General features: G+C 39.2%; 15 protein-coding genes and 1 riboswitch. All 15 genes read right to left on the bottom strand.

Annotation, left to right across the window (positions count from 1 at the left end):
* Positions 1–215: 215 nt before the first annotated feature.
* Positions 216–1,229: a glycoside hydrolase family 15 protein gene (locus tag N0M92_RS24705; RefSeq protein ID WP_260288301.1), complete on the bottom strand. Its 1,014-nt coding sequence runs from the start codon at positions 1,227–1,229 to the stop codon at positions 216–218.
* 327 nt (positions 1,230–1,556) lie between these two features.
* Entirely contained in the window at positions 1,557–1,883 is a 327-nt protein-coding gene (locus N0M92_RS24700; RefSeq protein WP_260288300.1) for an AzlD domain-containing protein, read from the bottom strand.
* Positions 1,874–2,614 carry an AzlC family ABC transporter permease gene (locus tag N0M92_RS24695; protein WP_260288299.1) on the bottom strand — a complete coding sequence of 247 codons (741 nt, stop codon included), beginning with the start codon at positions 2,612–2,614 and terminating at the stop codon, positions 1,874–1,876. Before N0M92_RS24695 ends, N0M92_RS24700 begins: the two co-directional genes overlap by 10 nt.
* A gap of 22 nt (positions 2,615–2,636) precedes the next feature.
* Positions 2,637–3,155 (bottom strand): mismatch-specific DNA-glycosylase, encoded by a 519-nt coding sequence (locus N0M92_RS24690; RefSeq protein ID WP_260288298.1) that lies wholly within the window; start codon positions 3,153–3,155, stop codon positions 2,637–2,639.
* A gap of 1,408 nt (positions 3,156–4,563) precedes the next feature.
* Positions 4,564–5,463, bottom strand: coding sequence for a sulfite exporter TauE/SafE family protein (locus tag N0M92_RS24685; RefSeq protein ID WP_260288297.1), 900 nt, complete (start codon positions 5,461–5,463; stop codon positions 4,564–4,566).
* Positions 5,464–5,616: 153 nt separating this feature from the next.
* A complete protein-coding gene (locus tag N0M92_RS24680; protein WP_260288296.1) occupies positions 5,617–6,249 on the bottom strand; it encodes an NAD(P)-binding protein in 633 nt (210 codons plus the stop codon).
* Positions 6,230–6,991: a sirohydrochlorin chelatase gene (locus N0M92_RS24675; protein ID WP_260288295.1), complete on the bottom strand. Its 762-nt coding sequence runs from the start codon at positions 6,989–6,991 to the stop codon at positions 6,230–6,232. The genes N0M92_RS24680 and N0M92_RS24675 overlap by 20 nt, the downstream gene beginning before the upstream one ends.
* A complete protein-coding gene (gene cobA, locus N0M92_RS24670) occupies positions 6,991–7,767 on the bottom strand; it encodes a uroporphyrinogen-III C-methyltransferase (RefSeq protein ID WP_260288294.1) in 777 nt (258 codons plus the stop codon). Before cobA ends, N0M92_RS24675 begins: the two co-directional genes overlap by 1 nt.
* Before the next feature lie 19 nt (positions 7,768–7,786).
* Entirely contained in the window at positions 7,787–8,002 is a 216-nt protein-coding gene (locus N0M92_RS24665; protein ID WP_260288293.1) for a DUF3906 family protein, read from the bottom strand.
* A gap of 20 nt (positions 8,003–8,022) precedes the next feature.
* Entirely contained in the window at positions 8,023–9,648 is a 1,626-nt protein-coding gene (locus N0M92_RS24660; RefSeq protein ID WP_260288292.1) for a nitrite/sulfite reductase, read from the bottom strand.
* Between the two features lie 16 nt (positions 9,649–9,664).
* Positions 9,665–10,264: an adenylyl-sulfate kinase gene (gene cysC / locus N0M92_RS24655; protein WP_061463380.1), complete on the bottom strand. Its 600-nt coding sequence runs from the start codon at positions 10,262–10,264 to the stop codon at positions 9,665–9,667.
* Between the two features lie 43 nt (positions 10,265–10,307).
* Positions 10,308–11,456: a sulfate adenylyltransferase gene (sat, locus tag N0M92_RS24650; protein WP_260288290.1), complete on the bottom strand. Its 1,149-nt coding sequence runs from the start codon at positions 11,454–11,456 to the stop codon at positions 10,308–10,310.
* A 29-nt stretch (positions 11,457–11,485) separates the two neighbouring features.
* Positions 11,486–12,190 (bottom strand): phosphoadenylyl-sulfate reductase, encoded by a 705-nt coding sequence (locus N0M92_RS24645; RefSeq protein ID WP_260288317.1) that lies wholly within the window; start codon positions 12,188–12,190, stop codon positions 11,486–11,488.
* Between the two features lie 182 nt (positions 12,191–12,372).
* Positions 12,373–12,516, bottom strand: coding sequence for a YezD family protein (locus N0M92_RS24640; protein ID WP_072273036.1), 144 nt, complete (start codon positions 12,514–12,516; stop codon positions 12,373–12,375).
* Between the two features lie 170 nt (positions 12,517–12,686).
* A riboswitch (SAM riboswitch) is annotated at positions 12,687–12,795 on the bottom strand.
* A 278-nt stretch (positions 12,796–13,073) separates the two neighbouring features.
* Positions 13,074–13,607 carry an NADPH-dependent FMN reductase gene (gene ssuE / locus N0M92_RS24635; protein WP_260288288.1) on the bottom strand — a complete coding sequence of 178 codons (534 nt, stop codon included), beginning with the start codon at positions 13,605–13,607 and terminating at the stop codon, positions 13,074–13,076.
* Positions 13,608–13,641 lie beyond the last annotated feature (34 nt).

Genomic DNA, 13,641 nt, shown 5'->3' with positions numbered 1-13,641 from the left:
TATTTTAACCATCCTTCCCCAGTTATTATATATATTCGATGGAAATGATATTAATCCTTCAAATGGAGGTGAAGATATTGTTATAAATAGCCGTTTTTTTGTAAATTTAAACATTTTTCAATAAAAATATACATTTATTGTAAAAATATTATTATACCAATAAAAGCTCTCCCCATTTTTTTGGAAAGAGCTTTAAGTTATCATGTATGAATGCTTCATGTTATTTGTTCAGTTCGTATCATGGAAGTCTTCGTCAAAAATAAATAGGATAATGATACTGACCATGCCAAAGGAGTATTCTTGTTTGGAATATTCCTGCCCCCTATATATAATTCGGGTACTTCCCAATTTTCCGGTATGATCATTTTCGTTTTATCTATATATTCCTTAACTTTGTTCATCATTCCAAGTTCTAGGTAGCATAAGCCTAACCACGGAAGCCCGAAACACCATTCCGCCTCTTGACCGTCATTATAATAAAGGTCCTTTTCATATCTTATACAACCATTTGTTCTTTCAAGGCGCTCCGTGACATTCTTCAATATTTTAAGTGCTATTTCACGGTCTACCAGCCGATAAGGATAAATTAAGGATAAAAGGGCTAAATCCGTCTCTTTTGAATAACTTTCCCTTGGAAGTAAGAAGCGAAGAGTTTCTTCTCCCTTTTTAATCAGTTCTTCCTTGACGTTGACCAGCATTTTGACTGAATTCAAACCAGCCACACATGCACCTATGCTTGAAGCGTGGATTTCTATATTTTCTTCCCACATCCCGTTATCTTCCGATTGCCAATATTGCAGGCATTCCAAGTAATTGACCAACTTTTGAACAATTTGTAAATCACGTTGATTTCTCATCACCTTTTTACCATGCCTATACCCTTCACCGACACCCCATAAAAAGGCACCTATCGCATCATTTTGGGCATGGCCCCACTCATCGGGCAGTTCTTTAAGCTCAGTGGAATACCTTGCATGGATATGTTCAAATAAAAACCGGGGTTTCTGTTCCGTATGAATATCTATCTTCCACTCATAGGATTGAAATAAGTCGAATAAAGCATGATATGCTTTCTCATAACGATCGGATGGATCATTTATAAAAGGGATTACAGTATAAACGACATCCCTTATCCAGACATAATTATAATCATCGGAAACGCTTGCAGTATATGCGCCATTAGGAAGCCGCATGCGATCAAGAACCTCTAGTGCACCATTCACATTCATTAATTGAACACCTCCATAGTAATTTGCCTATTCCCATTGTTGACAGACTCACATTTTCTAAACGTTTGTTGTTTCATTTTCAATTAGAAGCGCTTTCAATTCAGCTAACCAAAACAATTTTTCAGAAGTACATTCACCTTAGTTTATGTAATCACTGCCCTTTTTGATAATCAAGCTTCCAATGTTCATTAAAAAGCGTCATTTGCCTAACCGAAACGAACTAAAAAAAGCTGCCTGTCATGAAATATATTCTTTGGAAAATAAAAACCCAGTAATGGCAATCCATTACTGGTTATATCGGCCTATCATTTAAATGTTTAGTATATATTAAAAGAAAAATCGTAATATCATCAATGAAAGCACGCCAATCATAACCGTACCCAATAGACTTCTCGTAAAAATGGCAACCAGGAAAGCCGGTATAGCTGCGGCCAAATTCAACGCATTATCCTTAATTGAAAAGACCTGTTCCGATAATAGAAGTTCTTGAGCCAACAACGCCGCCATTACAGCCACTGGCACATGCTTTAGCCAATCGATGCCCCACTTTGGAATCTCCATTTTACTAAGCAGTACCAAAGGAACGACTCTAGGTATGAAAGTTACAATCGAAATCCCTACAATCACAGCAAGGATATATCCGCTTATTTCCACCTGCCAATCACCATCCCTATCGTTGCAGCTACAACAGTTGCCACTATGACGCCAGTACTGCCAGGAAAGAAGAAACTTACTGCAACAACAATTAATATACTGCTAAAAGCGACTGCAAGATCTATAAAAAAGTCCTTTTTACTTAATATTTGCAGAACCAAAAGGCCGATAAACATCGCTGGCAGGGCGAAGTCCATCCCATATTTTTCTGGATTTGGAATCCATTGGCCAAAGAAACCGCCGGTCATATTTGCAATGAACCAATTTAAATAGGCTGCAAGATTCAGTCCAAGCATCCATTGAAAATCAAGTTGTTTCCTCTTCTGTGCCGCCGTGACGGCCACTCCAAAAGTTTCATCAGTTAATAAGGCTCCGGTTATCAGGTTTTGTTTCAAACTTTGCTGCTTGAAATATGGAGCTAATGCAGCACTAAGTAATAGATGGCGACTGTTCACAAAAAAAATCGTAAAAATTATGGCCGATACTGGATGACTTGCAGCTATCATCCCCGCAGCTATGAATTGACCAGACCCTGCATAGAGTAAAAGCGACATAAGTGCCACTTCAATCATACTTAATCCAGACGTTTTTTCGACGACCCCTGCAGCAAAACCGATACTTAGGTATCCCAATAATGTAGGAATGCAATCCTTTACTCCTTGCCAAAAGCCTTCCCCATCATTAACCTCGGAAAATCCATCGCTTTTCCATTCAGCACTATCCTGACTCATAAAATTCCACCCTTGTTTTTAATCAATTGCTTTTCAGCTTGCCAAGCAGAATTGGCAACTCCCTATATATTTCGATGATATGTTCTATCGGCATTCTTACTAAACCGCTGGAAGAAGGGGCAACGAATTCAATGGTCTCATTCAATGAAGGTTCTTCTTGAAGCCCCCAAGGGATTTTTCGTAATTGACGATATTCCTGATAGACACCCTTGCCTACAAAACAGACTAGTTTAGGTTTATACTTTTCAATTTTCTTTTTTAATTGCTTCCTTCCTTTTATGTACTCTTCTTTAGTGATTTCGTCCGCACCTTTTGTAGGCCTTGAAACGATATTGGTAAAACCATAACCTAGTTCAAGTAAAGACGAGTCTTCCGTTGGTTCATATTTCCTTGGTGTCAGCCCCGACTCGAAGAGGATTCTCCAAAAGCGATTGTTTGGATTCGCATAATGATGGCCAGTCTGGCCTGAACGAATGCTTGGATTGAAACCTACGAACAATATATCCAAATCTTCCTTTAAATGATCAGAGATGCCCTCCATATTAAAACTCCTTTAAAATTTGCTATTTACTATTTAATCATTGTACAAAACTGAAAAATATTTAACTACCTTTTCCGCCATTTTCACGACTTATATTAAAAACCAAGGCTCTTCTCGTTAAGATTGTTGTTTTTAAAACGCGACTATTTAAGGTTGATTGGAGTGGAAGTGCGAGACTCCTGCGGGAGCAGCGGGACAGGTAAGACCCCACAGGTGTTTACGCCGAGGAGGCTCACCGCCCGCCCCGCGGAAAGCGAGCATCTGGAGGGGAAAACAACCACACCACATTACTTGGTAAATAGCAACAAAGTGGGCGAAAACAGCCAAAACCAATAACGTTTTGAAAAGAATGAACGATGATAGCTGAATAATATGTGTGAAAAACTGACAAATTGAATATTAAAAAACCTATTGCTCCTAAAAAAAATCCGTTCATGACTCTTCACGGGACACACTTCCGGAAATTAGTTATACAAGTTTTTTTACAGTTTACAAATGACGCTGTTGCATTTAATGTACCGTTAAAAAAACATATACAAAATTACTTCCCAAAGAATGCTCCACTAAATGCAATGGATTTGATAATCGATCTCTCCCCATTCCCCTTCATTGGAATTATGGAAGAAAAGTGAATATCCTCTGAGTGCCCAAATCTATACTCACCAAGACAACCCGGCATAAAGCAATAACGTGCATGCTTTTAAACAAAGCTTTTTGGGATTCAAAAATAGAGGATGTCCCCAATCTTCCTGTAATCATCGTCAAAAACGACAGCCAGCTAATGGACATTAAAGCATGTAGCTGATTGCATCCAATTTTTTAAGTATTAAGAAAGAGTTCATTCATTTCACTGGTGAACAAGAGAATGTGAAAATGCACATGCAGACCAATTGTAGTTACGGGCCTGGTTACTTTGAAAACAAAGGCATGCGAAAGGCCCTTTTATTTTTTATAGAAATCTCTGATATTTTGGGACGGTGAATTAGCCTCCAACAACTAAATCCCGATTTTCAAACAGGAAGGGATTTAAAATCGATAATAAAAAAATATTATAACGCTTATTATATTATATGAAAGTACAATTCAATCATTTGAACTAAATGCATGGCCATCAATTAATGGTTCTGCTGCTGTTCTAAAATTATTAAATCTCTCACGATAGCTGACTTTTTAAAGGGGATACCATTGATTAATCTGTTTGGAGAATAGACCGGGGGCTTCAATCTCTCGATAATTAAGAGAGTTAAATCTATTTCACAGGATCAAGAACCTTTATTAAACAGCAACAACTTTAAAGGGGTAATCCATGGCAAAATACTTTACTCGTAGGCATTTATGTACCTACGAGTTTTTAAGTTACATTTCTGAATACGCTTTTGTGTATATTCGCTTCTTTCAATCTCGGAAATCAGGAAACATTTTGCCGTTGTTCGATATGATCATGTTTTCTCGCATTGGACATCTTATTGACGGTAAGAAGAATTCCAGAAAGCCATATAATCACGATGCCTGTATAGATATATATATGAGCTTCAACCGGAATCCATGTAGCTAATAATGTTCTTACATTGATTAAGATAATGAAACCACCCACTAAAACACCCATTAATTGAGCAGGAAGCATCCTGACGAGCCAGGCTGCAATCGGTGCGGCAACCACACCACCAATTATCAATGCTACGACCCAAAGCCAATTGACAGCTTCCCATCCAAGCGAAATGATAAAACCAAGACTTCCGAAGAAAGCAATGGCAAATTCACTCGTATCTACAGTCCCTACGGCTTTTCTCGCCGTCATGCCTTTTTTTGACAATAAAACGGGCGTTGCAATCGGTCCCCAACCGCCTCCGCCTGTTGCATCACAAAAGCCTGCAAAAAGGCCTAACGGAATGGATTGTTTTGCGGTCAATGGCTTTACGATTTCAGTTTCCTTCGACGGTTTAAAAATAAATAAAAAGCGGAATAAAACGTAAACACCCAGGCCAAATAAAAATATGGCAATATACGGTTTTGCTAATTCGGCTGGCAGGTTGCTCAGGAAACATGCACCTACAAATGCACCAACAGAACCTGGAATGATCAAACGATAGACCATATTTCTATCCACGTTCCCAAACTTAATATGCGAAGCTCCGGATACTGCTGTGGTCACTACTTCCGATAAATGAACGGATGCTGATGCTACGGCAGGGGCAATCCCGAATGTCAACAATAAGGAAGTGGAACTCACTCCATACCCCATTCCAAGCGAGCCATCGATTAATTGGGCTAAAAACCCAATAAAGGCTAAAACGATTAACTTTTTCATGACATTCCCCTTTTTTCACTAAAATAGAACCTAAATAACACCGACCCGACGGTACCGTTTGCCTGTATAAGTCATTTAGATTTCCGTTAAGACACAAAGAGGCACCTAACCAAAATAAATGACATGTTGGTTAGGTGCCTTCAGTTTTTCTGATCAGCCCAATGATATATTTTCTTCAGCTTCTACTGGTAAAAGCCTAGCTAAAAAACGATATCTTTCTTTTAGGGAATATTTATAAATATCCTCTATTGAATCTTTCAATAACTTGGATTTTTCCTCTTTTGAAAATGAACCATTCTTTATTATCATCCTTGCTTCAAAAAGGAATTCAAGATATTCTTCATATGATTCATCATATACTTTACCTAAGTCATTCCGAATTTTTTTTGCGAGCGTTGGACTTGCTCCATTGGTGGAAACACTTATGGAAAGCATGCCTCTATTCACTGTCGCCGGTATATGAAAATTACCCAGCACATGATTACTGATTACGTTCACCAACTGACTTTCTGATGCATTTTCGTACACTCGTTCATTAACTTCAGTAGAGTTTGTTGCAACAATGATTAAAAACGCATCTTTATAGTCTGTTTCTTCCACTTCTTTAAGTAAAACTCGAATCTTACCTTCTTTCTCCAACAATTGAAAACCTGTGCATATCTCGGGGCTTACGACTGTCACATCAGCACCGGCCTCCAATAATGGACCCGCTTTAAAGAAACCAATTTTTCCACCGCCGATGATGACACACTTTCTTTTCTCAATATTAAGCGTAATTGGATACATAAGCTCCCTCCCCACTCACTTCATGAATTCGTTCCGATATGGCTTTTTCAATCTTTGGGTGATAACCTAGGTATCGGCAAAGTATGAATTTCTGCTTCCTCTTTTTTTTGATCATTTTTATACTATTTTCGATGGACTGCATTAAGAGACCGGTAAACAATAGGTAAGGAATGATAAATACTTGGTTTGATCGAGATTCCTGTGCAAATTCCAATGCTTCTCCTAAGCTCGGTGTGGCAGCTGTCAAATAACACTCTTGCACACGGATTTTTTGAAACCTATTCCTTAGCAAATCGGCCAATCGAGACAAATCCCTTTTCACGTCGGGATCACTGCTTCCCCTTCCAACCAATAAAACCAAGGAATCCTCCGTAACCTTTACATTTGTTTCCTCTAACCGTTCCACTAATATGTCAACCATTTTATCACTGACACCAATCGGCCTTCCATATTTTAAGTCAACGGCAGGGTACCGTTCTTTCATTTTGTTCAATATGACTGGAATATCATGTTTTGCATGTACAGCTGTTAGCAATAGAACTGGAATGGCAATGATTCTCATCGCACCCTTTTGTACGCATCGTTCGTAGGCTTCTTCAATTGTTGGAGTTTCCAATTCCAAGAAGCAATACTCTTGAATGGAATTGGGCTGCGCTTGCATACAAACTTTAATAAAATCAATGGCTTGGGTTGAAGCTTCTTTAACACGGCTTCCATGGCAAATATATAAAATGGCTTCCATTAAAAGGCCTCATTCGCCAACAAATTTTCGGATTGTTTTCCTTCAAACCATTTAATTTTTTCTCGTAAATTAACGACATCGCCCACGACTATCATGCAAGGGTTCGAAATCTGTTCGTTATTGGCGGTTTCCACTACATTAGCCAATGTACTGACAGCTGTTTTTTGCGTTTTTAATGTCCCCCAATGAATAAGGGCTACCGGAGTCTCAGGGCTTTTTCCATGTTCCAATAGTTTTCCTTGAATATATGGCAGGTTTTTAACGCCCATATAAATGGCCAATGTATCGATTCCTTTTGCAAGTGATTCCCACTTGATATTATCCTCTTCATCCTTTTTCCGATGACCGGTAACAATTGCAAATGATGAAGCATGGTCCCTATGTGTAACTGGAATTCCCGCATAAGCTGTAGCGGCGATTCCAGCGGTAATTCCTGGTACGATTTCATAGCTTACGCCACTTTTGGCAAGGGCTTCCGCTTCCTCCCCGCCTCTCCCAAAGACGAAAGGATCTCCGCCTTTCAAGCGGGTGACTATTTTCCCCTTTTTTGCATATTTGACCAGGAACCGATTGATGGTATCCTGCTGCAATAAATGATAATCCGGCAGTTTACCGCAATTAATCAGCTCTACACCGTCTTTTGCATGATTCAATAGTTCTTTATTCACAAGTCGATCATATAAAATGACATCAGCTTCTTGAATGCATTTTAATCCTTTTAATGTAATTAAATCTGGATCTCCGGGACCGGCTCCTACTAGATATACTTTCCCCATTTTTGCAACCTGCCTTCCCTTAGAGAATTGTTTCGAATTCCGATAAAACGAAACCTGCTCCATTTTTAATTTTCCTTTTTTCATATAATGAGATGTCATCCACTTCAGGCAATTTCAAATAATGCTTTTCCAGTTCGATATCAACAAGTTCAAACGCCTTTTCATCTGAATCGGCAACAATGATGACATGGATTGGTTTTTCCTTGATAGTGACTTCAAAACGGTATAGATTCATGGAATGCTTACCTTCCCCTATTAAACGGAAACTCCCGCTAATATATCATCAAGTTTACTTTGTAACTCGTCTACCCCTATCCTTTCAACAAAATCGAGAAAGGTTTCTGATAGAAGTTTTGTTTCTTTGAAAAATAGGATCAATTCTTTCAAAACATGATAGAGCTGATCAGCTTCCACTTTTCCTTTAAGTTTTTCATTGAACTTCCCGCCTTCGTCCAGCGTTCCTCCAACGTATATTTCAAATGCCTCGACCATCTTTTTGTCCTGGTTTTTCATTTTTATGCCTTGTAGCCCTATTTCGGCGATGGCTCTTTGACCGCAATTATTCGGACAACCGACCATATGCATCCTTACAGGTACATCGAGATCTATTTCCTTGTCCAGTGATTCAGAAATGGTCCTCATTCGGTTTTTAGTTTCAACAAGGGCCAGGTTGCAATACTCGATGCCTGTACAAGAAACGGAATAACCAATGAATTTCTTTGGTTGATATGGAAATCTTTCAAAGATGGTTTCCTGCTTTAATTCCTCAAGTTTTGCATCCGGCACATTGGGAATGATTAGATTTTGGGAATTACAGTTGCGGATTTCACCATTTCCATATTTTTTCGCAAGTTCGGCAAACTCGATCACTTCGTCCGGATTTAGACGACCCACTGGTATATTGACTCCAACATAGTTAAGACCATCTTGTTTTTGTTTATGGATGCCGTAGAAATAACCTGCATTCCATCCCTTCACCGCACTTTCTCCCTTTTCAGGAAGCGGACCGGTGTATTCCAGCAATTTTTCCTTGAATTGTTCAGGACCCCAGTCAGCAACAAGGAATTTCAAGCGCGAGCGATGACGCTTTTCACGGTACCCAAAGTCACGGAATATCGTCGTGATGGCGGCCGCTACTTCCACTGTTTTTTCAGGTAAAATGAATAAATCAAGTTCTTCTGCCAGCATCGGAACGGAGGAAAGCCCTCCGCCTACTTTCACGTGAAATCCAACTTCCGTCACCCCATCGATTTCTTTAGTGGCTGGATTGAATGAAACACAGTTGATTTCAGCATTCGAAGCATTATGGATATTAGCACTGATGGACATTTTATATTTCCTCGGAAGGTTTGAATAGTCTTCGTTAAGGCGGAAATACTCAAATACATCATAGAGGACCTCGCGTGTATCAAAAAGTTCATCGGGATCGATGCCTGCTAATGCATTCCCGATGATATTACGTGTGATATCACCACAAGCACCAGCCGTAGTCATTCCAACCTTTTCCAAACGATTTAAGATATCCGGGACTTGTTCGATAGTCAGCCAGTGGAATTGAATGGCTTGACGGGTTGTAATGTCATATACACCCCTCCCGTAATCTTTAGCGATGTTAGCTAGAGTTATTTGTTGATCATACGTCAGGATACCTCCGGGAATAACGACACGCATCATCCAGTAACCAGCTTCTTTTGGCCGTTGCAGGTATAGACCTGCCCACTTGAACATATCCCAATTCTCTTTAGGGATGGAATCAAAACCATTTGCTGCGTAATGTGGAATATCATCAAATATCTTCAATCCGTCTTTTTCCAATTTCCAGATTTCCGTTTTATTTTTAGCGATTAGTGGATTTTCCGACCAAGATTTTTCGTAAACCATTACATTTCCTCCTTGATTAAATCGCTTTCTTTGCTGTCAAATAGCCGATTACCTGTTCAACGCACTCTTCAATGCTGTATTGGTCGGATTCTAAAATGATTTCCGGTTGTTCTGGTTCTTCATACGGAGAGTCGATTCCTGTAAAATCTTTAATGATTCCTTTACGTGCCTTATCATATAGACCCTTTGGATCACGCACTTCACACTCTTCGATCGGACACTTTATGTATACTTCAATAAACTCCCCTTCTTCGAGTAAATCACGTACAATCTGCCGATCTGCCCTGAATGGAGATATGAAGGCAGTCAATACGAACTGCCCACTATCCACGAATAACTTGGAAACCTCACCGATCCGCCTAATATTCTCGGTTCTATCCTCTTCAGAAAAACCTAAATCTTTATTTAAACCGTGGCGGATATTATCACCATCCAAAACATAGCTTCGAATATTCCGATTATATAATTCTTTTGCGACCGCGTTCGCAATCGTTGATTTTCCGGAACCCGAGAGTCCTGTAAACCATAGAACTGTGCTTTCATGCCCGTTTTGCTTCCGGCGGAGCTCCTTGGTCAATGACGTTTCATGCCAAGTGACATTCGTACTTTTACTCATATAATAATCCCCCTCTTCATGTGATCCTTCAATTCATGTCCAATCAGTTATAAACTTCATTCTTTTTCAGACCTTCGATCAACACCTCGATGACCTCTTTACGGCTAAAGGTAGCTGGAGGAATTTCTCCATTACGCAACATTTCCCTTACCTTCGTTCCAGACAGGATGACATGATCTTCCCTGCCGTGCGGACAAGTTTTAGCGGAAGCCATATTGCCGCATGCTTTACAGTAAAAACTATGTTCAAAGAATAATAACGTGATCCCTAACTCATCGGCGTTAAAATTCCCAAAGATTTTTTGGGCATCATATGTGCCATAATAATCGCCCACACCCGCATGATCACGTCCGACGATAAAATGGGTGCATCCATAATTTTTACGGACCATTGCATGGAAAATGGCTTCTCTAGGTCCTGCATAACGCATGGCAGCAGGGAAAACAGCAAGGGAGACACGATCCTTGGGATAATATTTCTCAAGCAGCACTTTGTAACTTTCCATTCTTACATCTGCCGGAATGTCATCGGATTTAGTGGCACCTACAAGAGGATTTAAGAATAGGCCGTCGACGATCTCCAATGCTGTCTTTTGAATATATTCATGTGCACGGTGAACAGGGTTCCTCGTTTGGAAACCGACAACCGTTTCCCACCCTTTTTCAGCAAAAGCTTTCCTTGTCTCGACAGGGTCCAGATAATTAGCTTGGAATAACGGACGCTCTATTCTCTTAATCAACTTTATTTCCCCGCCGACATATACATCACCGCGGTTAAATAAATTTTTCACTCCGGGATGCTTCTCATCATCCGTTTGATATACTAATGTCGCTTCCAATTGCTTATCCGGAGTGTAAATATCGGAAACGGTGAGAACCCCGTATGTTTCACCCTCATGAGTCAGCGTTACTTCTTCACCTATAGTAAGGGTTTCTGCAATTTCTTCGGTCAAAGGCAGCGTAATCGGGATGCTCCATACATGTCCGCTGCTAAGCCTCATTTCCCTGACCACTGTCTCATAGTCACTTTTTGTAAAGAATCCCTTAATCGGGCTGTAGGCACCAGTGCCTATCAATTCAAGATCACTTAAAGCGATTTCATCGATTTCGATTGACTTTGTTATTTTACTAAAATCATATTTTGGTTCCCAAAGATCGATTAATGTTCCTCCGTGCGGTAGACTGATTGTCATGCTAATTTCCCCCTATGGTTTCTATTTATTTAAGATAAATGCAATCCGCATTCCGTTTTTTGTGCTCCTTGCCAACGGCCTGAGCGTAAATCATCTGCATTGAATGCAGGTGCTGTACACGTTTTACATCCAATGCTAGGATATCCATTATCATGCAGGATATTATATGGAAGTCCGTTTTTGTGGGCGTAGCGCCAAACGTCTTTCCATGTCCAATGTATGAGTGGACATATTTTAACCGACTTGAACTTATTATCCTTATTGATATACTCGGTTTTAGCCCTTGTCTCGGATTGCTCCCTCCGCAGTCCCGAAAGCCAGGCTGTTGCCGTTGAAAGCACATCGGTAAGCGGAATGATCTTACGGATGTTACAGCACTTATTGGAATCACTAAGCCATAATTCATCCCCATATTCCGCTGCTTGTTCCTCAAGCGTCAAGGCAGGTTTCTTCATTTCGATTGAAAGTTTTGGATAGCGCTTCTTCACTTGCTCAATCAATTGGTAGGTCTCTTCAAAATGAACATCTGTATCAAGGAAAACAATTTTTGCCGAAGGGTTGACCTTCGCCAATAAATCCGTAAGCACGATGCCTTCAATACCAAAACTGCAAGCATAAATCAGTTTGTTTCCATAATGGTCATTCGCCCATTGCAGAACTTCCAAAGCTCCTTTTGTGTCACTGTCTTCAGGAAATACAGGGAATTCCCCTGAATTGAAATTTTCATAGTTTATTAATCCAGCCAACTTTTGTAGCCCCCTCTAAAAACTTGCTGTATCAGGTTAGAGTATCTGTTGATCAATACCCGTTTTAATCTTCCCCAGTTTATCTGATTCTAGGAAAAAGAGACGAATCTAACCAATACTCTCTTTATATCAGTTAAACCCGCCTCTAGTTTTTCTAGTCAGCAGATACCTTATTTAATTCTTAATTTTTCATTTCTTTCCATTTGAATGATTTTACCATCCTGGACTATAAGTGTAATGGATCCATATTTCATTGAATTAAGCATTTCTTGAAGTCGTTCAAATATTTCTTCAAGCTGATTCTCTTTATCCAAACCAGTTCCTCCTTTAAGAAAATCCGCGAATATTTTATTTTCGACGCTGATTAAATGTATTTCTTAGTTTTATATAATTCCATACAACCTTACATTGTTATGGTTTACCTGAAATTTTTCCAAAAACAAAAATCTTTCCATGATGGAAAGATCCCAAGGTAAATATCATTACCTTATCTTCCAAAATGATCAACATTTTGTTGGAGGTAGCACCTTGCATCCATCATGCAGGTTGCTGGACTTCAAAGGGCCAATTCCCTCCGTCGCTCTGGATAAGTTTTATTATTTTAAATATTAACATATATTTAATCCTTGTCAATGGAGTTTTCTTATAAAATAACTTGGTTTAATATTATGGATGAACTGTTATTTTTATACACACTATTCAATTTATGATTTTATGTTCATTTAAATACGAAAATAGACTTATTTTTTTAGATAAAGTCTCCAAAAAAATGAGTCTATTTTCATTAATAAACCTATTATTGACGGCTGTAATCACTTTAAGAAATACGTTTGAATGCCTGTCCTTTTGTTGAAAGGATTACTTGAATTCATTAATTTCTTAACTGTATCGCTTCTACAAATTCTTGAACTTGACTCTGGACACGGTCAATTAAATGTGAATCATTAATCGGATTTTCAGAATTCTGTTTATCTATTTCTTTATCAACAAAATAAATGCCCTGAAGCGGCTCGCCTTTTAATATTGAGATTAATGGTTTAAGCGCATAGTCAATCGCCAATAGATGCCTGTTACTTCCACCAATCATGATTGGCAGAACTGGCTTACCCTTGAAAGCGCCTTCTGGCAGCAAATCAATCAAGGCTTTTAATACACCTGTATAGGAAGCCTTATAAACCGGTGAACCAATGATGATTCCTCTGGCTGCTTGAATTCTCTCTGAAAGTTTTAAGATATCATCACTATTATATTTCCCTTGGAATAAATCATCTGCTGAGAAATCCGTTATTGAGAAATAAGCTGTGGTAAATCCTTCTTTTTCGACTAATGATTGAATATGTTTTAGTGAAATGTCCGTTCTTGATGGAATAGCCGGACTTCCTGATAAAATTACGATATCGCTCATATAATACCCCTCCATTGTTACATGATTTTCCAGA

The sequence above is a fragment of the Peribacillus aracenensis genome (assembly GCF_025175645.1).
GTDB lineage: Bacteria > Bacillota > Bacilli > Bacillales > DSM-1321 > Peribacillus > Peribacillus aracenensis.
This window is presented reverse-complemented; position numbering and strand designations above follow the sequence as displayed.